The sequence below is a fragment of the Streptomyces sp. NPDC051173 genome (assembly GCF_040689515.1).
Classification (GTDB): domain Bacteria; phylum Actinomycetota; class Actinomycetes; order Streptomycetales; family Streptomycetaceae; genus Streptomyces.
This window is the reverse complement of sequence record NZ_JBFBBD010000048.1, coordinates 1-22,111: the sequence shown is the minus strand read 5'-3', so window position 1 is coordinate 22,111 and position 22,111 is coordinate 1. Positions and strand designations below refer to the sequence as shown.

Here is a 22,111-nt window from a genome sequence, read left to right as displayed (position 1 = left end):
GTTGGGCGACGCGCGCCGTTGTGGGTACCGGACGCTCACTTCCCCCAGCGCTCGGCGGCGTTGACCTGCCGCACCTTGGCACGGAGCAACTCGGAACGGGTGACAGGCCGCACGGCGACGGGGCGCGCTTCCCATTCCTTACCGCCGTGCGGTGGGCGGAGCTGGATGTAGGGACCTTCGCTGCCCATGACCTGTCCGACGCGGTCGGTGCGGGTGTCGATGACGAACGTCCCTGTCTCCGGGGCCGCTGGCGCCTTCGGTGACTTCGGTGCCTTCGGTGTTTCCGGGGAGGGCTGATGCCCTTAGCAGTCGCAGGAGGCGAGGGGTGAGCTGGGCTTGAGGTCGATCCCGTGGGCGGTGGCCCAGAGGTAGACACCGCAGGTGTTGCCTTGAGCTTGACCAGTGCGGGGTGGCTCCGCCGGGGTGGGTGGTTGTGGCTCGCTGGTGGGGTGGCCCGGGGTTTCGACGGTGCTGGGACGGTGCCTTCCGGGGGCGGGAAGCGCCCGTACCCATTCGAACCAGCGGCAGATAATGTCGTACATGTCGACGCTCCTTGTCAGCGTGGGCCATGCCCCCGGGCCGGTTGCACGGTCGCGGGGGTCCGATCTGACCATGGTCGATTGCGCATGACCCGGAGCGGGAGTTGACTGGCGTTGACTACGCTGGGATGTCAACGGTCAACACTCCGGAGCCTGTCATGACCGACTTCGCCGCCCGGGTACGCGGCGCCCTGGCCGCCAAGGGCCTCACCATGCGTGCGGCAGCCCGCGCGCTGAACTATGACCCGGCCTATCTGTGCCGGGTGTTGAATGGGAAGCAGCAGCCTTCCGCGGACATGGCCCGAGCCCTGGACGAGTTGCTGGAAGCCGACGGGGCTCTCTCCGAGCTCGCGTCGACCCTGACGTCGGACGACCGTGCGCGGCTGGCATACAGCATCGCCCGGCCTTCCAGGCTCGACGTCAAAACCGTCGTCGCTCTGGGCGATGTCCTGGCCGCGCAGCGGCGCCTCGACGACGCCCTGCCCGCGATCGCGATGCTGCCTGCGACGGCGGCGCAGTGGGAGTCGGTGGAGCGGTTGGCGCGTGATGCCCGGGGCCCGCACGCCGAAGCGCTGCACCGGGTCGCTGCTGAATGGGTGCAGTTCATAGGCTGGCTGCATGCGGAAGCGCGGAACGATCCCGAGGCAGTCCGCTGGCTCACCGAAGCGGAGGACCGCGCCGACGATCTGAATGACGGAGTACTCGCCGCCCAGGCAGCCAACTTCAAGGGCTACCTCGCCAGACAACAGGGGCGGCCCCGGGCGATCGTCCGATGGTTCCTCACCGCGTACCACACGCCCGGCGCGGCCCCCCTCCAACGCGTCGGCGACGCCGTCCAGGCAGCGCACGGGTTCGCCATGCTGGGCGAGCGCGACGACGCCCGACGGCTGCTGGACAAAGCGGCCACGCTGGCCGACAGTGTCGGCGGCGACCTTCCCCCGGGCACCGCTTACTGGCTGACACCGACGTTCTCGCGCATGGGCATCGGCCTGGCACGCCTGGCGTTGGGCGACCACGCGGACGCGGCGGCGAATCTCCGGACGGGCCTGTCCGGACTGCCCGAGGACCAGCGGGCGGCCGAATGGGCAGCGGAGTACCGGCGAGCGCTTGAGGAAGCGGAGGCCGCGGTTTGAGATGGCGCAAGAGCAGCTACAGCGGACAGGCCGGCAACTGCCTGGAAGCGGGCGGCGATACCGTCGATGTCATCCCGATACGCGACAGCAAGACCCCCCACGGCCCCACCCTGCTCCTCCCCGCCGATGCCTGGGCCGACTTCATACGCAACGTCAAGGACGAGCGCTTCGGCTGATCCGGCTCAGCCGACGGCGGCGCATGCCCTCGTCCCGGCCGGCAGCCGAGTCCTACCGCTCGTACGCCCACGCGCGGCCCGTCTGCCGGTATTCCCCGACCGGGATCGGCTCGACTCCGGGCCGCATCCGGGCGGTGTAGAGGAGGCCGTCGAGATGGTCGATCTCGTGATGGACCAGCCGGGCCAGGCCGCGCTCGCACACCGTCACCTGAGTGGTGCCATCCAAGGCGGTGGCCTCCACGGCGATCCGCAGGGGGCGGGGGACCATGCCACGGACATCGAAGAAGCTGAGGCATCCCTCGTACTGCTCGTCCATCTCTTCGGAAGACGCGGTGATCCGCGGATTGAGGAGCACGATGGGCTCCGTTCCAGCTTCGGCAGGCCGTACGGTCGCGGCCGCGCGGGCGATGCCGATCTGCGGGGCCGCGAGCCCCATGCCCTTGCCGCTGAAATCGTGAGCCTGGGCGATGCGGCCCATGGCAACGGTCAGCTGTTCGATGACGCGCTCGGCGGCGGTCTTCTCGGCGGGCAGTTCGAAGGCGCCGGCAGGCTCGGCGAGGATGTCGGCGCCGTGCTGGACGACACCGAGGTCCCGCATGCGCTGGCTGGGTCGCACCTCGGTCACCGCAACTCTCCCTGGTTCGCGTCGGATCCGGTCCTTGCCCGGAACTTCCATTCGAGACGGTAGCGGGCGTGGAGGGCGGGGGTGGACGTGGACCAGGTGAAGACGCTGGTCTCGCCGTCGTCGTGACGGCTCGGAGCGGTCCGTAGCGGGGCCGCTTCGGCGGTCATGGAAGTCTCGGTGCCCCACACCATCGCGTCGAGCATGACGGGGAAGGCGAGCTGGACCTCCAGGTGCTCGGTGGGCAGCCGGACAGCACGCTGGAACCACCGTCCCCACTTGTGGTCGCTGACGGAGTACGCGTACTCGATCCACACGGACTCGCCCGGATACAGCGGGAAACGGCTCTGACCGTTCTCGAAGAGGAGCCAGATCTCCTTGAAGGCGTCGCGGTCGTGTTTGGCCTCCCACTTCATCTCCTCTCCTCGGCAGCTCGCGGTCAGCTCGAGTTCGTCCCAGGCCAGGGGGTGTTTGCGGTAGTGGGCGTTGGACCGCTCGGGCTCGCCGGGGTAGCGGTCGACAGAGATCCGGATCAGGTAGCGGGTCACCGGTTCCTCTCCGGTGTTCCGCAACAGGCGGCGCATGGTGAGCCGGTACATGGAACCGTCGTAGTCCAGGCGGGCCGCGTCATGTTCGACCATGAGCGCCGACCCGGTGGCGTAGGGCTGCTCGGCCCGGCGCGGAGTCGGCGGGGTGGCCGGGCTGTGTGCTCGGGCTCTGGCTGCCTCGTACTCGCACCAGCGCTTCCGTATCGCCTTGCCCGCGTTCATGGTCTCGTCCGCGCGGCGGGCGAAGTCCTCGGACGGCTTGGTACGCCCGGCCTCCATGTGGCTGACATAGGACGGCGTGTAGCCCATCGCGGCCGCGAGGGCCTTCTTGGACAGGCCCCGGACCTCCCGCCAGTAGGCGACCTCGGCCGCGAACGCCTCGATGGCTTGCTCGACGGTGATGACGTCGGTCTGCGCATCCATCAATGCCCCTGCCCCGGATGCCGGTTGAGTAAGTGAGTGAACGGGTGAGTGATCTCAGTTCACCATTACCTCGCGTGCCCTGACAGGGGTTTGCTTCCCTCAGCCGGGCCGGTTCAACTCCCCATGACTCGGTGAGCTTCCGTGGCCGTTGGCGGCGCGACGTCTGGCTGTGATGAACCAGCGCTGCTGTTCGGGAGGCCCAGGTCTCCCGGCTCGATGGGGGGGCTGGGGTGGTTCAAGTCGGAAAGCGGCGAGACCGTCGGCTCGATCGGCTTCTGGGAGTCCGACTGGCAGGGCGGCGCGGTGTGGGAGACCGGGTGGGCGGTGCTGCCCGAGTTCCAGGGGCGGGGGCTCGCCGCGGTGGCGGCCGGGGCGGTCGTCGAGGCGGCGCGGGCCGCGGGGCGCCACCGCTATCTGCACGCGTTCCCGGGAGTGGACCACCCCGCCTCGAACGCGGTCTGCCGCAAGGCGGGTTTCGAGCTGCTCGGCGCGGTCGAGGTCGAGTATCCGAAGGGCCATTGGATGAGGTCCAACAACTGGCGGCTGGACCTCGGGAGCGCGTGACTCATTGCTCCGCCGGGCTCCGCCGGAACGCCGCGCAGACCATCGTCACCGCCGTCCCCACCGCCGCCCACGCCGACAGCACCAGCAGGGGGCCCGTCAGGGCGTTGCCGCGGAAGTAGGCGATGGAGCGTGCCGACCAGGTGCCCGCGCCGGGCGGGAGCGCGGGGCCGATGGTGCGCCAGAACGGCGGGAGGAGGGGGTAGGGGTAGGCGCCGCCCGCGCTGGGGTTGCCGAGGACCACGACGATCGCGATGGCCAGGCCGATGCCGATGATCCCCGCCAGCCCCTGGAGCGCGAGGGTCGTGGCGCCGACGGCGAAGACCACCAGGGCCCCCAGCCCCCACAGGCCCAGGACGCTGCCGGGCAGCGCGCCCAGGACCGGGCCCGCGATGACGGCGCCGAGCAGGCCCGCGACGGCGGCGTAGAGCGCGAGTGCGGCGAGGCGGAAGCCCGCCCGCCGGGGGTTCGCGGGGCGGGCGCCGGCGCTGATCGCGAGGATCGCGGCGCACAGATAGCCGCCCACGCACCAGCCCACCACCAGATAGAAGGAGCTCAGGCCGCGCGCGTCGCCCGCACCGGCCGGAGCGATGTCGGTGACCTTCAGCGAGCGCCGCTGCGCGGCCTCGGCCCGGGTGACGACGGCCTCGGTGGCCTGGGCGAGCGAGGCGCCCGAGCCCCCGGCGACGAGCAGGGTGTCGGTGGTGCCGCGCGGGTCGACGACCAGGGCGGCGTCCAGGTCGCGGTCACCGATCCGGCGCCGCGCCTCCGCCTCGTCCCGTACCGCGCTCGTGTCCAGGGGCTCGCCGGGCAGCGCGTCCAGCTGCTGTACCACTTGCTCGCTGAGCTGCGCCGGGGCGACGACGCCGAGCGCGATGTCCTTCGGCTTCGGGGAGTGGAAGGCGCCGATGTAGGACGTGATGAACGCGAGCTGGAGCACCAGCGTGCCGATCACCAGCAGCGCCGCGCGGACCGTCACCGCCTCCCGCACTTCCGCGGCGAAGGTGGGGCGGGGGCTGTCACCCGGGGTGCGGTCCATGTCCCGAGCGTGCGGGGTCGGGCGGGTGGCCGCAGGCGGTGCGGGCCGTTCGGGCGACCGGCCACCCTGTTCGTACGAATGTTCGAGCGAGTGGTTTATGGTGGAGAGGGAGGGGCGGAAATCAGCCAGGGGGTGAGTGAGCGGCAGGAGGTGCGATGGCAGGGTTCACGCACCTGCGCACCGCGTCGGGGTTCTCGATGCGGTACGGCGCCGCACACCCGGAGCGGCTCGCCGAGCGCGCCGCCGAGCGCGGCATGGACGCCGTCGCCCTCACGGACCGCGACAGCCTCGCCGGAGCGGTCCGGTTCGCCAGGGCGGCCGCCCCGGCCGGGGTGCGGCCGCTGTTCGGCGTCGACCTGGCCGTACGGGAGCGGACCCCCGCCCTCGGGCCCACGGTCCGCCGGCGCGCCCCTGTGCGCGGCGGCGCCTTCGTCGACGAGTCCGCGCCCCGCGTGACCTTCCTCGCCCGGGACGGCGCGGCGGGCTGGGCGGCCCTGTGCGGGCTGGTCTCCGCCGCGTGGGCCACCGGAGGCGGGAGCATCGGAAGCGGGGCCATTGGAAGCGGGGTCACCGGAAGTCGGACGGCCGGAAGAGGGACGGCCGGACACGCGCCCGCCCGCCCCGGGCTCGCCCACGAGGACCTCGCGGCCGCCGCCACCGGCATCCGGGCGCCCCTGACCGTCCTCCTCGGCCCCTCCTCCGAGGTCGGCCGCGCACTCGTCGCCGGGCGCCCCGACCGGGCCGCGCGGCTGCTCGCGCCCTGGCGGGAAATGTTCGGTGACTCCCTGCGGCTGGAGGTCGTCTGCCACGGCCGCACCGGCACCGGACCCGGCTCGCTGCGGCTCGCCGCCCGCACCCTCGGCCTCGCCGCCGAGCAGGGCGTACGCCCCGTGCTGACCAACGCCGTCCGCTACGCCGACCCCGGCCAGGGGCCCGTCGCCGACGTGCTCGACGCGGCCCGCCGCCTGGTGCCGGTCGACCCCCGCAAGCCCCTCGACAGCGGTGAGCGCTGGCTCAAGGGGCCGGGGGAGATGGCGGCCGTCGCCGAGCGGGTCGTGGAGGCCGCGGGATTCCGCCGCGCCGCCGCGCACCGGCTGCTCACCCTGACCGAGGAGACCGCCGCCGCGTGCCTCGTCGACCCCGAGGACCACCTGGGCCTGGGGTCCGTCCACTTCCCCGAACCCCACCTGGTCGGGGCCGGGCACCGCACCGCCGCGCGCGTGCTGCGCGCCCGCTGCGCCGGTGCCCTGGTGCTGCGCGGCCACGGCCGGGACCGCCGCTACTGGGACCGGCTGGACGACGAGCTGCGCATCATCGAACAGCGCGGCTTCCCCTCGTACTTCCTCACCGTCGCCCAGGTCGTCGACGACACCCGCGCCCTCGGCATCCGGGTCGCCGCCCGCGGCTCCGGCGCGGGCTCCCTGGTCAACCACCTGCTCGGGATCGCCCACGCCGACCCCGTCGAACACGGGCTGCTGATGGAGCGCTTCCTGTCGGCCCGCCGCACCGCGCTGCCCGACATCGACATCGACGTGGAGTCCGCGCGCCGCCTCGACGTCTACCGCGCGATCTTCGACCGCTTCGGCGCGGACCGGGTCGCGACCGTCGCCATGCCCGAGACCTACCGCGTGCGGCACGCCGTACGGGACGTGGGCGCCGCCCTCGGCATGGACCCCGCCGAGGTCGACCGGCTCGCGAAGTCCTTCCCGCACATCCGGGCCCGGGACGCCCGCGCCGCCCTGAGGGAGCTGCCGGAGCTGCGCGGCGTGGCGGCGGAGGAGCACGGCCGGCTGTGGGAGCTGGTCGAGGCGCTGGACGGGCTGCCGCGCGGCATGGCCATGCACCCGTGCGGGGTGCTGCTGTCTGACGCGACGCTGCGGGCCCGTACGCCCGTGGTGCCGACCAGCGGCGAGGGCTTCCCGATGGCGCAGTTCGACAAGGACGACGTCGAACACCTCGGGCTGCTCAAGCTCGACGTGCTGGGCGTGCGGATGCAGTCGGCGATGGCGTACGCGGTGGCGGAGATCGAGCGGGCCACCGGTCGCCGGGTGGACCTGGACGACCCCGCGCAGGTGCGGCCGGGCGACCCCGCGACGTACGAGCTGATCCGCTCCACCGAGACCCTCGGCTGCTTCCAGATCGAGTCGCCCGGCCAGCGGGACCTCATCGGCCGGCTCCAGCCCTCGACCTTCCACGACCTGGTGGTCGACATCTCGCTCTTCCGGCCGGGCCCGGTCGCCGCCGACATGGTGCGGCCCTTCGTCGCGGCCCGGCACGGGCGCACGCCGGTGCGCTACCCCCACCCGGACCTCGCGGAGACGCTGCGCGAGACATACGGCGTGGTCGTCTTCCACGAGCAGATCATCGAGATCCTGCGGATCATGACCGGCTGCGACCGGCACTTCGCGGACGAGACGCGCCGCGCGCTGTCGGACCCGGAGTCGGTGGGCCGGGTGCGCGCGTGGTTCGCGGCGGAGGCGGCGGCCCGCGGCTACGCGCCCGAAGTGGCCCGCCGCACCTGGGAGATCGTGGCGGCGTTCGGCAGCTACGGCTTCTGCAAGGCGCACGCCGTGGCGTTCGCGGTGCCGACCTACCAGTCCGCCTGGCTGAAGGCCCATCACCCGGCGGCCTTCTACGCGGGGCTGCTCACGCACGACCCGGGGATGTATCCCAAGCGGCTGCTGCTCGCGGACGCGCGGCGGCGCGGGGTGCCGGTCCTGCCGCTGGACGTGAACCGGTCGGCGGCCGCCCATCGGATCGAACTGGTGTCCGGGGAATTCGGGATCCGGCTCGCGCTCTCCGAGGTGCAGGGCATCACCGAGGCCGAGACGGCGCGGATCGTCGCCGGGCAGCCCTACACCTCGCTCCAGGACCTGTGGCAGCGCGCCCACCCCGCCCGGCCCGTCGCCGAACGGCTCGCGCGCGTTGGCGCGTTGGACGCCTTCGGCCCCAACCGCCGTGACCTGCTGCTGCACATCGCCGAACTGCACCGGCGGCGACGCGGCCCCGCCGCCCAGCCGACGCTGGTCGACAGCGCCCGCGCCGCGCCCGTGGGCCTGCCCGACCTCGACGCGGAGGAGCGCCTCGGCGCCGAGCTGAGCGTGCTCGGCATGGACGCCTCGCGCCATCTGATGTCCGACCACCGGGCGTTCCTCGCCGAGCTGGGCGCCCTCCCGGCGAAGCGGCTGCGCGACGCGCGGCACGGTGAGACCGTCCTGGTCGCGGGCGCCAAGGCCGCCACCCAGACCCCGCCGGTCCGCTCGGGCAGGCGGGTCATCTTCACGACCCTGGACGACGGCACGGGCCTGGTCGACTGCGCCTTCTTCGACGCTCCCCCTAGGCCTGGCGGCCTGGGAGGTGCCCCCAGCCACGAGCGGTGCGCGCACACCGTCTTCCACTCCTGGCTGCTGCTCGTGCGCGGCGTGGTCCAGCGGCGCGGCCCCCGCAGCCTCAGCGTGGTGGGCGCGGCGGCGTGGGACCTCGCGGAGCTCACCAGGCTCCGCGCGGACGGCGGCCTGCGCGCGGTGGCCGAACTGCTGGCGAGCCCCGCCGGCCCGTCCGGCGCGGCACCGTCCCGCCGCATCCACCTGTCCACCGGCTACGCGATGCACCCCTGGGCCGACCTCCGGCCGGCGGGTGAAGGCGCGCCCACCGGAAGGAAGTTGTGGCACGCGAGCCCGGGGAGCGCGGGACGATGACCGAGCGCCTCCCTTCTTCTGCCCGGCCCCAGCCGCTTTCCTCTGTCCCGCCCCTCCCGGGGGAGACGACCGTCCTGTACGTGCACTTCCACCCCACCGGCGGCGCGGCCGTCGACGAGGAGACGTACGACGGCCTGCTCGCCCTGCTCACCGATGTGACGCCCGTCGTCCAGGCGCTGCCTCCCGACGCCGCGCTGATGGACGTCCGCGGCGCCGTGCGCTACTTCGCGCACGACCCGGCCGAACTCGCCGGCCTGCTGCGCGTCCGCGCGCTCGCGCGGTACGCGGCCGACTGCACGGTCGGCATCGCGGCCAACCCGATGCTGGCGCGGATGGCCGCGCACGACGGCCCGCCCGGGGCGGTGCGCGCGCTCCCCGGCGACCCCGCCGCCGTGGCCGCCTTCCTCGCCCGCAAGCCGGCCGCCGCGCTGTACGGCGTCGGCCCGGCGACCGCCCGCACCCTGTGCTCGTACGGGCTCGACAGCGTCGGCCGGATCGCCGCCGCGCCGCTCCCCGCGCTCCAGCGGATCCTCGGGGCGGCCGCGGGCCGGCGGATCCACGAGCGGGCGCGCGGCCTCGACCCGACGCCCGTCACGCCGGGGGAGCGGGCCCGGTCGATGGGCGCGGAGCACCGCTTCGCCGGGGACGAACTGGACGACGGCCACCGGCGCCGCGCCCTGCTCACGCTCGCCGACGGGCTCGGGGCGCGGCTGCGGGAGGGCGGGCGGACCGCCCGCGGGCTGACGCTCACCGTCCGCTACGCCGACGGCTCCTCGACCACCCGCACCAGGTCCTTCACCGAACCGACCGCGCACACCCCGGTGCTGACCGCCACCGCGTACGCGCTGCACGCGGCACTCGGCCTGCAGCGGGCCCGGGTGCGGGCGGTGGCGCTGCGCGCGGAGGGGGTCGGCCCCGCCGGACCCGCCCCGTACCAGCTGACCTTCGACCCCGCCGACGACAAGGCGCGCCGGATCGAGGCGGCCGTCGACCGGGCGCGGGCGCGCTTCGGGGCGGGGTCGGTGGGGCCCGCGGCGACGCTGGGCGTGGCCTGAACCTTTCTGCCCAACTCGGTGCATTTGCTTGACGAAAGCAAAAACACCGCGCACCCTACTCGCAAGTAAGTTCACGTCTTCTTAACGCGCCGGAAACCCACCCGCCGGTGCCGGTCCGACGTGCGCATCCCCCACCTGCGAGGAGTTCAGATGAAGCTGCGCCGCAGATCCTTCCGCGCCCTGCTGCCCGCACTGGCGCTGACCCTGGCGGCCGCCGTCGCCCCGACGCTCGCGACGGCCACCCCGGCCCACGCCGCTCCGGTCACCAGTGGCTGGAACAACGACTCCTGCAAGCCGTCGGCCGCGCACCCGCGGCCCGTCGTCCTCGTCCACGGCACGCTCGAGAACGGCACGGACAACTGGTTCTCCCTCGCGCCCTATCTGGTCGAACGGGGCTACTGCGTCTACTCCTTCGACTACGGCCAGGTGCTCGGCATCCCCGCCTTCTACGGCCTCGGGCCGATCGAGGAGGGGGCCGGCAAGCTCGCCTCGTTCGTCGACACGGTGCTGGCGCGGACGGGGGCCTCCAAGGTCGACATCGTGGGCCACTCCCAGGGCGGGATGATGCCCCGCTACTACCTCAAGTTCCTGGGCGGCGCGCCCAAGGTGGGCTCCCTCGTGGGCATAGCCCCCAACAACCACGGCACGACGCTGTCCGGCCTGACCAAGCTCCTGGACGTCGTCCCCGGCGCGCGCGGGGTCCTCAAGGGCCTCACCCCCGGCCTCACCGACCAGGTCGTCGGCTCCGACTTCATGCGCCGCCTCAACGAGGGCGGCGACACCGTGCCCGGCGTCAACTACACCGTGATCGCCACGAAGTACGACGAGGTCGTCACCCCCTACACCTCCGCGTTCCTCTCCGGCCCGAACGTGCGGAACGTCGTCGTCCAGGACCTCTGCCCGGTCGACATCTCCATGCACCTGACCCTGGGCACGATCGACCGCCTCGCCTTCCACGAGACGGCCAACGCCCTCGACCCCGCGAACGCGACGCCGACCACCTGCAAGACGATGCTGAGCTGACCGGCAAGAAGTCCGGGCGCCCGGGAGAAGTCCCGGGCGCCTTCCGGCTTTTCGGGCGGCCCGCGGAAAACCGGTGGACCCGCCGCCCGTCACCGGGAGACGCTGCCGCCGGAACTGACGGCGAAGAGCGCGGAATCGAGAGCACCATGACCATTCTGACGGCGGGCAGTGACATGACGGTCACCTTGACGAAGAGGGAGCGGACCAAGGTGCGCTACCCCGCGGCCGTCGTCCACGACGACGGCACCCACCTCGCCGTACGCGCCCCGTGGGCGGGCGCGGCGGACCGGGACTTCGGCTTCGTCCGCTTCGAGCACGGCGACGTCTTCACCGAGCACTACTGGCGCGACCGCTGGTACGCGGTCAAGGAGGTCCGGTCCGCCGACGGCGCCCTGAAGGGCTGGTACTGCGACATCACCCGCCCCGCGACCGTCGACGGCCGCACACTGGTCGTCGAGGACCTCGACCTCGACCTCTGGGTGTCGGCGGACGGCGGCACGGTGCTGCGCCTGGACGAGGACGAGTTCGAGGAGAGCGGCCTGCGGGCCCGCGACCCCGAGGCGGCGGACCGGGCCTGCGAGGCGCTGGACGCACTGGAGGCACTGGCCCGGGAGAAAGGGCTCGCCGGACTGCTCGCCTGCGACGCCCGCTGACCGAACGCCTGTCTAAGGTGTCGTCCGTGATCGATTCCCATGATGTCCGGCGTATCGCGATGGCTCTCCCGGAGACGGTGGAGAAGGAGGCGTGGAGCATGCCCACGTTCCGGGTCGCCGGGAAGATGTACATCACGGTGCCCGACGACGAGACGTCCATCGCCGTCCGCTGCCCCAGGCACGAGCGCGCCGAGCTGATCGCCGCTGAGCCGGAGAAGTTCTGGGTCCCGCCGCACGAGGCGGGTTCCTCGTGGGTACGGGTGCGGCTCGCCGCGCTGGAGGACCTGGGCGAACTGCGCGACATCATCGTGGACTCCTGGCGGCAGGCGGCACCGGAGCGGCTGCTCGACGCGGACGCGGACGCCTGACGGCAGGCGGAGGTCAGTCCCGCAGCAGGGCCGCCAGCGGGAGGGCCGCCACGTCGGCCGGGGGCCGCGACAGGTGCAGGGACGCGTGGAAACAGCCCTCGGTCTCCTTCCCGCGCGGGTCCTCCCCGGCCGCCGCCACCGCGTCCACCGCGTAGCGCTGCTCCCGCTCGTCGGTGAAGCGGCGCTGCGGGAAGGTGGCGGTGCTCCTCTCGGTGGCCAGCCCGTGCGTGGCCAGGGCCGCCGCGATGTGGTCGTACGAGCCGGTTCGCAGCACGAACGCGGCCACCCACGGCGGGACTTCGGCGGCGGCCAGGAGCGACCGGAACGTGCGGGGGGACAGGAAGCTCACTCCGCCGGTGACCGTGATCAGGCGGGTGCGGCGCACGGCGCGGCACAGGGCCGGGGAGGGCGGGGCGGTTTCGAGGTTCTCGGCGAAGCCCTCTTCCAGCAGGCCGGTCGCGACCGCGTAGCCGAGGGCGGGGGCGGCCGCGTCGAGGCCGGTCACCGGCACCGCGCCGGGCCGTCTGCGGGCGGCGTAGAAGGCGCGGTCGTCGGCGATCAGCGCGGCGGTGGTGAGGGCCCCGGCCTCGGGTGAGGTGTAGCGGGCGTGGAGCTCGTCCCACGTCACGTCGTGATTGAGCAGGGCGGCGTTGATGCCGAAGGAACAGCAGATGTCCAGCACGCCCGCCGGTCCCGGCCCCGCCGTCCGGTCGGCGGCCAGGCGCCGGAAGACCGCCTGGGCATGGTGGGGCGTCCGGTATCCCAGCGCTCCCAGCACCCGGAAGTAGGCCCGCGGGTCCGGCCGGCTGTAGAGATCGTCGAACGGGGTCCTGCCCACCGCCGCGGCGCCGGTGCCTGTCGCCTCGCCCATCCCGCTCGCCCCTCTCGCCCGCCGCCTCCGACCCCGACAGTCTGTGCGCCGTGGTCACCGGCGAAACAACGGCCGTCCGGAACCGGCCATGGAGCCGGGCACGCGGCAGCACGGGCCGCGGGTGAGTCTCGAAAACGGGAGCGAGGGCGTGGCAGGGTGATCACATGACTGCGAACAGCCCCCGTGCGACCGCCCTGGAGATCGTCGAAGCCGCCGTGGACCCCGGCAGCTGGCGGTGCTGGGACGAGCCCGTCGAGGTGACGACCGAGGACGCCGCCTACCGCGCCGACCTCCTCGCGGCCCGGGAGCGCACCGGGCTCGACGAGTCCGTCATCACCGGTGAGGGCCGTGTCCAGGGGCGCCGAGTGGCCCTGGTGGCCTGCGAGTTCCGCTTCCTGGCGGGGTCGATCGGGGTGGCGGCGGGGGAGCGGCTCGTGCGGGCCGTGGAGCGGGCCACGGCCGAGCGGCTGCCGCTGCTGGCGGCGCCCGCGTCGGGCGGCACGCGGATGCAGGAGGGCACGGTCGCCTTCCTCCAGATGGTCAAGGTCGCCGCCGCGATCACCGACCACAAGGCCGCCGGCCTGCCCTACCTCGTCTATCTCCGCCACCCCACGACCGGCGGCGTCCTCGCCTCGTGGGGCTCACTCGGCCACCTCACCGCCGCCGAACCGGGCGCTCTCATCGGCTTCCTGGGCCCGCGCGTCCACCAGGCGCTCTACGGCGAGGAGTTCCCCCCGGGCGTCCAGGTGGCGGAGAACCTCCTGGCCAACGGCCTGGTGGACGCGGTGCTCCCGCCGTCCCGCCTCTCGGGGGTGGCGGCGCGGGCGCTGAGGGTCCTGTGCGGGGAATCCGCGACCGGGCCGGTTGCCGCAGTGGGGGAGGCCGGGACGGCCCCGCCCGAGGACGTCCCCACCGCCGAGTCGATCCGCCGGTCGCGCCTCCCGGGCCGGGCCGGCGTACGGGAGTTGCTCGCGGCCGCCGCCACCGACGTGACGCCGCTCAGCGGTACGGCGGCGGGGGAGCGCGACCCCGGCCTGATGCTCGCCCTGGCCAGGGTCGGCGGTACGCCTTGCGTCGTCCTCGGCCACGACCGGGGCGAACCCGCCGTACCGGGCCTCGGGCAGGCGCTCGGCCCCGCCGGGCTGCGGGCCGCGCGGCGCGGTATGCGGATCGCCGCCGAGCTGGACCTCCCCCTGCTCACCGTCGTCGACACGGCGGGCGCCGCGCTCTCGCGGGACGCCGAGGAGGGCGGGCTGGCCGGGGAGATCGCCCGCTGCCTCGCCGACCTCGTGACCCTGCCCGCCCCGACGCTCTGCCTGCTGCTGGGGCAGGGTGCGGGCGGGGCCGCGCTCGCCCTGCTGCCCGCCGACCGCGTCGTCGCGGCCCGGCACGCGTGGCTTTCGCCGCTGCCGCCGGAGGGGGCGTCGGCGATCCTCCACCGCACGACGGACCGGGCGTACGAGGTCGCCGACCGGCAAGGAGTGCGGTCCGCGGACCTGCTCGCCCACGGCATCGTGGACGTGATCGTGGAGGAGGCAGCGGAGGGAGAAGGGTTCCTCGCGCGACTCGGCGGGGTCCTCGGTGCCGAGCTGGCCGCTCTCGCGGCGCGTGAACAGGGGGAACGCCTGTCGGGCCGGCGGGCGCGCTATCGGAGGATCGGGCTGCCGGGGTGACGGCGCGGCAGGGATGAACGCGACATAAGACGCCGATCCTTTAAGGCGATTGACAAGGTTAGGCTCGCCTAACTTAATGTCTGTCTGTGGTCGAACCAGTGGCTCCGCCAGGTGCCCCCCATAGCCGGACAGACATGGCGGGAGACGTGGCGGGGCCGGACGCGCCCGCCGGGGCGCTCCCGCCGCAGGCGCAGACGCCGCCGCACCCGACGGCGGTCCGACGGCGAGGCGCGGCGCCCCGGCGGCTGCACCTCCTCGCCCGCAACCCCACCGACTCCGTCACCGAAGGCTTCCTGCCCGCGGCCGCCGTGCTCGGGCTCGCCGTCACGCTGCTCACCGATCAGCCGGACGCCCACCGCGCCGCGTACGCGAAACGCCCGTCGCTGCCGCGACCGGACGTCGTGGCCTGCGACGTACGGGACTTCCGCGAGGTCATCGGCCTGATCGACCGGCTGGGGAGGCCCGACGCGGTCTTCACCAACAGCGACCACCTCCAGGTCCAGGCGGCGCTGGCCGCGGACTACTTCGGGCTGCCCGGCAAGGACTGGAAGGCCGCGCTCCGCGCCAAGGACAAGGCGCGGCTGCGCCGGAGCCTCGCCGGGGCGGGCGCCGACACCGTGCGCTCCGCCGAACTGGGCCCGCACGACGACCCGGCCGGCCCCGCCCTCCGCGGCATCCCCTTCCCCTGCGTGCTCAAGCCGCGCGAAGGCGTGGCCAGCGAGGACGTGGTGCTGATCGGCGACGCCGGCGAACTCGCCGACCGCTGCCGCGAGACACGCGTGCGAAGGCCCGGCGCCGCGCTGGTCGTCGAGGAGTACCTGGACGGCCCGCTGCACACCCTGGAGACGCTCGGCGACGGGCACGCCCTGCACACCCTCGGCACCTTCCGCACCGGACTCTCCCCCCTGCCGTACTTCACCGAGGAACGGCTCACCCTGCTGCCCGGCCCGCCGCACCCGCACGCCGCCGACGCCCTGCGGCAACTGCGCGCGATCGGCGTCGGATTCGGCGCCTGCCACACCGAGTACGTCGTCCAAGGTGACCGCGCCCGCATCGTCGAGGTCAACTACCGTGCCATCGGCGACCAGTGCGACCTGGCGCTCGTCGACGCCCTCGGCATCCCCCTCTTCGAGCGCATCCTCCGCACCCACCTCGGCGAGCGGCTGCCCGCCCGCCTGGACGCCCGCGCGGACGGCCGGGCGCGCGTGGAGTACGTCTGCGCCGACCGCGGCGGCACGCTCACCGCGGCGCCTCCGGCGAGCGACACGGAACGCGACGGCGTACGGCTGGTGTACCGGCCGCTGCGCGCGACCGGCGAGGCGCACCCGCTCCACCGCACCAACCGCGACTACCTCGGGGTCATCCGGGCGACCGGCACAGACCAGGGCCGGATCGACCGCGCCGTCGAGGAATTCCTGGCGGCGCGGCGCTGGGAGATCACGCCATGGGCCTGACCGACGCTGCCGCGCTGGAGGGCGAACTCCTCCAGCGGGTCCTCCGCCTTCGAACTCGCCCGCCTCGGCCGCGCCCCCTGGACGCCCTGCTGCACCGGATCCGCGAGCGGCTCACCGAGGCGCTGGACCGCGTCGCCACCACCGCCCCCGACGCGGCCGCCACCCTGCGCACCCGCGTCCTGAACGCCGACCACCTCCCCGTGAAGGCCATGATCACGGCCGGCACCCTCCTCACGAAGGAACGCTCGGGGGCGACCGACATCAACAAGCGCTATGTGGAGGGCTCCAATTACCTCCGGGGGGTGGGTGGATGACGACGGCTGTTGCCGTTCCCGCACCACTGCTGCGCGGTGGTGTCCTCAAGCGCCGGACGGGCTGGATTCCGAGGACCGTGGCCTTTTGCCCGCGGACCAGCGTTTTACGGACTGCGGCCCGCAGACGATGGGCTACGGTCCGCCCAACCCAGCCCGGCCGGCGTTTGAGGCCGCGCCCGCAGGGCGCCCCCGCCGCAGGCGATAAGGAACCCGCACTCAGCAATGAACCCGCACCAGGAGCCGCCAACAATGACCGCACCCCCCACCCTCACCGGCGTAGCCTCCGCCGATCACGTCGTCGCCCACACCCTCCTCAACTGCCTGCTCCGCGAGGTCTCCGGGCCCGAGCACCGGACCGCCGTCGCCGACGGCCGGCTGATGCTGCGCCTGCCCCGCGGCGGCACCCTGCTCCGCGTCGGGGTGCGCCGTGCGTCCCTCATCGGCGCCCACCGTTTCACCGGGCCGGTGGCCGAGCGGCGTGGCGCCACCTGGACCGAGCTGACCTGGCAGGCGCTCGCCGAGCGCGTCCACCGGGAGCTGGAGCTGCGTACGGGCGTCCGGAACGACGAGTTCCTCGGGCAGGTGGCCGCCAGCCACGCCGGGGTGAGCGCCGCCCTCGGCGCCGCACGCGGTGAGGCGGGGACCGACGCCTATCTGGACTCCGAGCAGTCCCTGGTCTTCGGTCACCGTTTCCACCCCACCCCCAAGGCCCGCACCGGCACCGCCGGTGACTGGGACCGCTACGCCCCCGAGAGCCGCGCCCGGTTCCCCTTGCGCCACCTGGCCGTACGCCGCGAGCACGTGCGCGAGGAGGTCGCGACGGACGGCGCCCTGGCCGTCCTCGACCGGCAGCGGCCCGTGCCCGAGGGATACCGTCTGCTGCCCGCGCACCCCTGGCAGTACGCCATGCTCCGCGACCACCCCGCGCTGCGCGCCGCCCTCGCCCGGGGCGACGTGCGCGACCTCGGGCCCGGCGGCGACGGCTTCGCGCCCACCGCGTCCGTACGCACCCTCTACGACGGCCGGGACTTCCTGAAGTTCAGCCTCAACGTCCGCATCACCAACTGCCTGCGCAAGAACGCCGAGTACGAGCTGGCGGGCGCCGTCGCGCTCACCCGGCTGCTGGAGCCCGTCGCCACCGCCCTGGCCGCCCGCTTCCCCGGCGCCGACCTGCTGCGCGAGCCCGGCTACCGCACCCTCGACCTCGGCAGCCGCGACCTCGCGGAGGGCTTCGGCGTCATCGTCCGCGAGGGCCTCGCCGCCCGGCTCGCCCCCGGCGTCACCGGGCTGCTCGCGGCGGCCGTCGCCGATGAATACCCCACCGGCGGCGCCCATCTCGGCCTGCTCCTGGCCGGCGCCGGGCCCGCCGGGGCGCTCGCCTGGTGGGACGCCTACCTCGGGCTGCTCGTGCCGCCCGTGCTCGCCGCCTACTTCGACCACGGCGTCGTCCTCGAACCGCACCTCCAGAACGTCGTGGTGGGCGTCGGCGGCGACGGCGTGCCCCGCCAGGTGCTCTTCCGCGACCTCGAAGGCACCAAGCTGCTCGCGGGGCGGCACGCCGCCGCCCTCGCCGCGCTGCCGGAGGACGTGGCCCGCTCCCTGACGTACGGCCGTGAGCGTGGCTGGGACCGGGTCGTCTACTGCCTCCTCGTCAACCACGTCGCCGAGATGCTCGCCGTGCTCGCCGACCTCCACCCCCACCTCGAACCCGAGCTGTGGGCCGCCGTCCGCCGGATCCTGGCCGCCCGCGCCGCCGCGCACGGCGAACCGCCGCTCCTGCGCGCGCTGGTGGCCGGGGCGCCGCTGCCCGCCAAGGCCAATCTGCTGGCCCGCTGGGAGCGCAGGGCCGACCGGGACGCGAGCTACACCCGCATCGCCTCGCCCCTCGTGCCGGACCTGTTGTCTGCTCTCACCCGCACTACCCGTACCACCCGCACCACCCGTACCGAACCCTGGAGCACCGCACCATGATCACCCCTCGCGTCGCCGAGCTCGCCGCCCGCCTGCCCGGCGCCGAACTGCCCGCGTACGTCCACGACCTCACCGCGCTCGACGGCCACGCCCGCGAGGTGCGCGCCGCGCTGCCGGAGGGCGTTGAGCTGTACTACGCGGCCAAGGCCAACCCCGCGCCGGGGATCCTCCGGGCGCTCGCCCCGCACGTCGACGGCTACGAGGTGTCCTCCGGTGGCGAACTGGCCCACGTCAGGGCGGAGGTTCCCGGGCTGCCGCTCGCCTTCGGCGGTCCCGGCAAGACCGAGGAGGAGCTGCGGCTCGCCCTCGAACTGGGCGTGGAGCGCTTCCACGTGGAGAGCGAGAGCGAGCTGAGGCTGCTCGCGGACCTCGCCGACGAGCGGCCCGGCGACGCGTCCGCCGACATACTCCTGCGCGTCAACCTCCCCGTGGGCGAGAGCGGTGAACTGGACGGCGCGGCACTGGCCATGGGCGGCGGACCCGGTCCCTTCGGCCTCGACCCCCATCGCGCGGAAGCCTGTATTCCGCTGCTGCGCGGCCGCCGGCTGCGGCTGCGGGGCATCCACGCCCACCTCGCCAGCGGGCTCGACGCGGCGACGCACCTCGCGGTCGCGTCGCGGGTGGTGAGCTGGACGCGGGCCCTGGCCGACCGGCACTCGATCGCCTTGACCGAGGTGAACGTCGGGGGCGGGATGGCCGTCGACTACGTCCGCCCGCACACCCGCTTCGACTGGCGGGCCTACGGCGCGGGCCTGCGCGAACTCGCCTCCGCGCACCCCGGCCTCACCCTGCGGACGGAACCCGGCCGCTCGCTGGCCGCGCACTGCGGCTGGTACGTCACCGAGGTCCTCGACCTCAAGCACAGCCGGGGGGAGGCGTTCGCGGTCCTGCGGGGCGGCACCCACCACCTGCGCACACCCGCCGCCAAGGCGCACGACCAGCCCTTCACCGTGCTGCCGGTCGAGGAGTGGCCGCGCGCCTGGCCGCGTCCCGCCGCGCTCGACGAGCCCGTGACCCTGACCGGGCAGCTGTGCACGCCCAAGGACGTCCTCGCGCGGCAGGTGCCCGTCGCCGAGCTGCGGGTGGGGGACCGGATCGCGTTCGCGATGGCGGGCGCGTACGCCTGGAACATCTCGCACCACGATTTCCTGATGCATCCGGAACCTACGTTCCACTTTCTTGACTGACGGCTCGTCAGCAGGCTTTTTTCGCAGGTGGGATGGGTTACCGCCGGTTTCTGATCCGATCCGAATGTTTTCTCGTCCATACATGGTGAATGCATCTATGCGGGCGTAGGGTGATCTTCACGGCGTGCCGCGCGGATCACGGCGGGCCTGTCACACACGGGGACAGCCGCACCCGGGACCGACCGGCCGGGGCGGCCCAGCGAAGGGGAGCATCGCGAGCATGTGCGGCATCACCGGATGGATCGCCTACGACCAGGACCTCAACGCGGCGCGCGGCACGCTCGACGCGATGAACGAGACCCACATCTGCCGCGGTCCCGACGCCGGGGGCATATGGCTGGACACCCACGCCGCACTGGGGCACCGCCGGCTGTCCATCATCGACCTCGACGGCGGCAAGCAGCCCATGCTCGTCGAGCACGACGGCCGCACCCTGCTCGCCACCACCTACAGCGGCGAGGTCTACAACTTCCGTGAGCTGCGCGCCGAGCTGGAGGGCCGCGGCCACACCTTCCGCACCACCAGCGACACCGAGGTCGTGCTCCACGCCTACCTCGAATGGGGCGAGGCCGCCGCCGAACGCCTCAACGGCATCTACGCCTTCGCCGTCTGGGACCCGCGCACCGAGGAGCTCCTCCTCGTCCGCGACCGCATGGGCGTCAAGCCGCTCTTCTACTTCCCCACCCGCGACGGCGTGATCTTCGGCTCCGAGCCCAAGTCGATCCTCGCCCACCCCGACGTCCGCCCGGTCGTCGACGCCGAGGGCCTCGCCGAGATGCTGGCCTTCACCAAGACCCCCGGCCACGGCATCTACAAGGGCATGCGCGAGGTGCGGCCCGGCCACACCGTCCGGGTGCGCCGCGGCGGACTGACCGAGCGCAGCTACTGGGCGCTGGAGTCCCACGAGCACACCGACGACCTCGACACCACCGTCGGCCACATCCGCGAGCTGCTGGAGGACATCGTCTCCCGCCAGCTCATCGCCGACGTCCCCCTGTGCACCCTGCTCTCCGGCGGGCTCGACTCCTCCGTCATCACCGCCCTCGCCGCCAAGGGCCTGGCCGACGGCGGCCACGGCCCGGTGCGCTCCTTCGCCGTCGACTTCGCGGGCCACGCCGAGAACTTCAGGGCCAGCGACCTGCGCGGCACCCCCGACGGCCCGTTCGCGCACGCCCTCGCCGAGCACGTACGCGCCGACCACGCCGACATCGTCCTCGACACCGCGACCCTGATGGACCGCGCCAACCGCGACGCCGTGCTGCGCTCCCGCGACCTGCCCGTCGGCTTCGGCCAGGTCGACACCTCGCTCTACCTCCTCTTCAAGGCGATCCGCGGGCACTCCACGGTCGCGCTGTCGGGCGAGTCGGCCGACGAGGTCTTCGGCGGCTACCGCTGGTTCCACGACGCCGAGGCCGTCAACGGCGACACCTTCCCCTGGCTCACGGCCCGCATCTTCGACACCGTCTCCGGCGACGGCAGCGGCGACCGCACCGACTTCCTCGACCCGGGCCTCCTCCAGAAGATCGACCTCGCCGGCTACCGCGAGAGCCGCTACCGCGAGGCCCTCGCCGAGGTCCCCCGGCTCGCGGGCGAGACCGGCCTCGAAGCCCGCATGCGCGAGATCAGCTATCTGCACCTCACCCGCTTCGTGCAGCTGCTGCTCGACCGCAAGGACCGCGTGAGCATGGCCACCGGCCTGGAGGTGCGCGTGCCCTTCTGCGACCACCGCCTCGTGCAGTACGTCTTCAACACCCCCTGGGCGATGAAGACCTTCGACGGCCGCGAGAAGTCCCTGCTGCGCGCCGCCACCCGCGACCTGCTCCCCGCCTCCGTCGCGGACCGCGTCAAGAGCCCCTACCCCAGCAGCCAGGACCCGCGCTACCCCGGCGTCCTGCGCGCGGAGCTGCGCCGCGTGCTGGCCGACCGGAACAAGCCCGTCCACGCGCTGCTGGACACCGCGGCCGTCACCGGCTCGCTCGACCAGGGCGCCGGCGAGGCGTTCCAGTCCACCACCGAGCTGGTCCTCAGCCTCGACACCTGGCTGACCACCTACGGCGCGTCGCTGGAGCTCTGACACCACCCGGGCACGGTGGGACCGCCTGACGCACAATGGGTGACACACCCCTTCTTCACCCTTCGTCACCCTTCGCCGAACCGGGAGTCCCACCGTGGCCCTGCACCTGACCGTCGACCCCGACGCGGCCGAGCCGCCCTTCGAGCAGATCCGCGCCGCCATCGCCGGACAGGCCCGCTCCGGCGCGCTGCCCGTCGGCTACAAGCTCCCGACCGTACGGGGCTTCGCGGAAGAACTCGGCGTCGCGGCGAACACGGTGGCCAAGGCGTACCGCGCGCTCGAGACGGACGGTGTCATCGAGACCCGGGGCCGCCACGGCACGTTCGTGGCGGCGCCCGGGGACACGGCGGCACGGGAGGCGGCGGCCGCGGCCGCGACCTTCGCGCAGCGTGCGCACCGGCTGGGCCTCGACCGCGCCGCGGCTCTGGCGGCGGCCGAGGAGGCGCTGCGTGCGACGTACGGTGGTTGAGGCGCCGTAACGCCAGGGCGTGGCCCGGTGGGCCGATCCGTGTACCGCCTGCGGCGGGCTTTCCCCCACCCCGCCCCTTCCCGAAACTGGGGCGCTGCCCCAGACCCCGAGCTGCGGGTCCGTTGCCGCCTGCGGCGGGAGCGGCCTGCGGGCGCGTCCTCAAACTCCCCCAGGGAACTGTTCGCCGTCTAGGCCCGGATTTCGCACGTGCCCCGTTCCAACCGAACGAGGCACGTGCGAAATCCGGGCCTAGACCGCCT

Annotated in this window: 19 protein-coding genes and 2 pseudogenes; 15 read left to right on the top strand and 6 right to left on the bottom strand. The window is 73.6% G+C overall.

Features of this window, described 5'->3' with window-relative positions:
* Positions 1 to 35 precede the first annotated feature (35 nt).
* On the bottom strand, positions 36 to 188 hold the full coding sequence (locus AB0435_RS23100) for a hypothetical protein (protein WP_366006581.1): 153 nt from the start codon (positions 186 to 188) through the stop codon (positions 36 to 38).
* A 114-nt stretch (positions 189 to 302) separates the two neighbouring features.
* Positions 303 to 542: a hypothetical protein gene (locus tag AB0435_RS23095; RefSeq protein WP_366427857.1), complete on the bottom strand. Its 240-nt coding sequence runs from the start codon at positions 540 to 542 to the stop codon at positions 303 to 305.
* Between the two features lie 155 nt (positions 543 to 697).
* Between AB0435_RS23095 and AB0435_RS23090 the strand changes: the two genes are divergently transcribed.
* Positions 698 to 1,672 carry a helix-turn-helix domain-containing protein gene (locus tag AB0435_RS23090; RefSeq protein WP_366427856.1) on the top strand — a complete coding sequence of 325 codons (975 nt, stop codon included), beginning with the start codon at positions 698 to 700 and terminating at the stop codon, positions 1,670 to 1,672.
* Positions 1,669 to 1,848 carry a DUF397 domain-containing protein gene (locus AB0435_RS23085; protein WP_366006579.1) on the top strand — a complete coding sequence of 60 codons (180 nt, stop codon included), beginning with the start codon at positions 1,669 to 1,671 and terminating at the stop codon, positions 1,846 to 1,848. Before AB0435_RS23090 ends, AB0435_RS23085 begins: the two co-directional genes overlap by 4 nt.
* Before the next feature lie 52 nt (positions 1,849 to 1,900).
* Here the strand turns inward: AB0435_RS23085 and AB0435_RS23080 are convergent, their stop codons facing one another.
* Both AB0435_RS23080 and AB0435_RS23075 read right to left on the bottom strand, forming a co-directional pair.
* A complete protein-coding gene (locus tag AB0435_RS23080; protein WP_366427855.1) occupies positions 1,901 to 2,473 on the bottom strand; it encodes a peptide deformylase in 573 nt (190 codons plus the stop codon).
* Positions 2,470 to 3,441: a helix-turn-helix transcriptional regulator gene (locus tag AB0435_RS23075; protein ID WP_366006577.1), complete on the bottom strand. Its 972-nt coding sequence runs from the start codon at positions 3,439 to 3,441 to the stop codon at positions 2,470 to 2,472. The genes AB0435_RS23080 and AB0435_RS23075 overlap by 4 nt, the downstream gene beginning before the upstream one ends.
* Positions 3,442 to 3,681: 240 nt before the next feature.
* On the opposite strand from AB0435_RS23075, the pseudogene AB0435_RS23070 reads away from it, so the two are divergent.
* Positions 3,682 to 4,005: pseudogene (locus AB0435_RS23070) on the top strand (GNAT family N-acetyltransferase); the annotation flags it as partial.
* A 1-nt stretch (position 4,006) separates the two neighbouring features.
* Here the strand turns inward: AB0435_RS23070 and AB0435_RS23065 are convergent.
* The gene (locus AB0435_RS23065; RefSeq protein WP_366427854.1) at positions 4,007 to 5,041 is read right to left on the bottom strand and encodes a DUF3533 domain-containing protein; all 1,035 of its coding nucleotides are present in this window, start codon (positions 5,039 to 5,041) and stop codon (positions 4,007 to 4,009) included.
* A gap of 155 nt (positions 5,042 to 5,196) precedes the next feature.
* Between AB0435_RS23065 and dnaE the strand changes: the two genes are divergently transcribed.
* The 5 genes from dnaE to AB0435_RS23040 all read left to right on the top strand — a co-directional run bounded on the left by dnaE (position 5,197) and on the right by AB0435_RS23040 (position 11,838).
* Positions 5,197 to 8,739, top strand: a complete 3,543-nt coding sequence (dnaE, locus tag AB0435_RS23060; RefSeq protein WP_366427853.1) for a DNA polymerase III subunit alpha — start codon at positions 5,197 to 5,199, stop codon at positions 8,737 to 8,739.
* Complete coding sequence (locus AB0435_RS23055) at positions 8,736 to 9,794, top strand: hypothetical protein (RefSeq protein WP_366427852.1); 1,059 nt, start codon at positions 8,736 to 8,738, stop codon at positions 9,792 to 9,794. The genes dnaE and AB0435_RS23055 overlap by 4 nt, the downstream gene beginning before the upstream one ends.
* Before the next feature lie 150 nt (positions 9,795 to 9,944).
* Positions 9,945 to 10,817, top strand: coding sequence for a triacylglycerol lipase (locus AB0435_RS23050; RefSeq protein WP_366008389.1), 873 nt, complete (start codon positions 9,945 to 9,947; stop codon positions 10,815 to 10,817).
* 146 nt (positions 10,818 to 10,963) lie between these two features.
* On the top strand, positions 10,964 to 11,470 hold the full coding sequence (locus AB0435_RS23045) for a DUF402 domain-containing protein (protein ID WP_366427851.1): 507 nt from the start codon (positions 10,964 to 10,966) through the stop codon (positions 11,468 to 11,470).
* A gap of 26 nt (positions 11,471 to 11,496) precedes the next feature.
* Positions 11,497 to 11,838 carry an MmcQ/YjbR family DNA-binding protein gene (locus tag AB0435_RS23040; protein WP_366427850.1) on the top strand — a complete coding sequence of 114 codons (342 nt, stop codon included), beginning with the start codon at positions 11,497 to 11,499 and terminating at the stop codon, positions 11,836 to 11,838.
* 13 nt (positions 11,839 to 11,851) lie between these two features.
* Here AB0435_RS23040 and AB0435_RS23035 read toward each other — a convergent pair whose 3' ends face one another.
* Positions 11,852 to 12,709: a hypothetical protein gene (locus tag AB0435_RS23035; RefSeq protein ID WP_366004996.1), complete on the bottom strand. Its 858-nt coding sequence runs from the start codon at positions 12,707 to 12,709 to the stop codon at positions 11,852 to 11,854.
* A gap of 164 nt (positions 12,710 to 12,873) precedes the next feature.
* Here AB0435_RS23035 and AB0435_RS23030 point away from each other — a divergent pair, with 164 nt between their 5' ends.
* The 7 genes and pseudogenes from AB0435_RS23030 to AB0435_RS23000 all read left to right on the top strand — a co-directional run bounded on the left by AB0435_RS23030 (position 12,874) and on the right by AB0435_RS23000 (position 21,851).
* Positions 12,874 to 14,382: a carboxyl transferase domain-containing protein gene (locus tag AB0435_RS23030; protein ID WP_366004997.1), complete on the top strand. Its 1,509-nt coding sequence runs from the start codon at positions 12,874 to 12,876 to the stop codon at positions 14,380 to 14,382.
* Between the two features lie 134 nt (positions 14,383 to 14,516).
* Positions 14,517 to 15,836, top strand: coding sequence for a siderophore biosynthesis protein (locus tag AB0435_RS23025; protein ID WP_366004998.1), 1,320 nt, complete (start codon positions 14,517 to 14,519; stop codon positions 15,834 to 15,836).
* A gap of 48 nt (positions 15,837 to 15,884) precedes the next feature.
* Positions 15,885 to 16,150, top strand: a pseudogene (locus AB0435_RS23020) (IucA/IucC family protein); the annotation flags it as partial.
* A gap of 249 nt (positions 16,151 to 16,399) precedes the next feature.
* Positions 16,400 to 18,121 (top strand): IucA/IucC family protein, encoded by a 1,722-nt coding sequence (locus AB0435_RS23015; RefSeq protein ID WP_366427849.1) that lies wholly within the window; start codon positions 16,400 to 16,402, stop codon positions 18,119 to 18,121.
* Positions 18,118 to 19,308 carry a type III PLP-dependent enzyme gene (locus AB0435_RS23010; RefSeq protein ID WP_366005000.1) on the top strand — a complete coding sequence of 397 codons (1,191 nt, stop codon included), beginning with the start codon at positions 18,118 to 18,120 and terminating at the stop codon, positions 19,306 to 19,308. The genes AB0435_RS23015 and AB0435_RS23010 overlap by 4 nt, the downstream gene beginning before the upstream one ends.
* 220 nt (positions 19,309 to 19,528) lie before the next feature.
* On the top strand, positions 19,529 to 21,382 hold the full coding sequence (gene asnB / locus AB0435_RS23005) for an asparagine synthase (glutamine-hydrolyzing) (protein WP_366427848.1): 1,854 nt from the start codon (positions 19,529 to 19,531) through the stop codon (positions 21,380 to 21,382).
* Between the two features lie 94 nt (positions 21,383 to 21,476).
* On the top strand, positions 21,477 to 21,851 hold the full coding sequence (locus AB0435_RS23000) for a GntR family transcriptional regulator (RefSeq protein ID WP_366427847.1): 375 nt from the start codon (positions 21,477 to 21,479) through the stop codon (positions 21,849 to 21,851).
* The last annotated feature ends 260 nt before the right edge of the window (positions 21,852 to 22,111 follow it).